Genomic DNA, 241 nt, shown 5'->3' with positions numbered 1-241 from the left:
GCGTCGGGTTTCATCGCGGGGCGTAGCCCGGATAGGGTCTTCCGCGGCAGTACCGACGCAGAGTGGAGGCAGGGCCGGTGCACATCGTCATCATGGGTTGTGGGCGCGTGGGCGCGTCCCTGGCCCGGGCACTCGAGCGACGTGGCCACTCGGTCGCCGTCATCGACATCGTGCAGGACGCCTTCCGACGACTCGGCCCGGAGTTCCAGGGCAAGACGGTCAAGGGCGTCGGGTTCGACCA

The 241-nt window shown here is 68.9% G+C and carries 1 protein-coding gene; it reads left to right on the top strand.

Going from position 1 to position 241, the window contains the following annotated elements; translation table 11 throughout:
- Positions 1-62: 62 nt before the first annotated feature.
- A partial coding sequence (locus BN358_RS12605) for an NAD-binding protein (RefSeq protein ID WP_198018462.1) occupies positions 63-241 on the top strand: 179 nt, incomplete at its 3' end.

The sequence above is a fragment of the Sedimentibacter sp. B4 genome, assembly GCF_000309315.1.
Classification (GTDB): Bacteria; Bacillota; Clostridia; order Tissierellales; family Sedimentibacteraceae; genus Sedimentibacter; species Sedimentibacter saalensis.
This window is presented reverse-complemented; position numbering and strand designations above follow the sequence as displayed.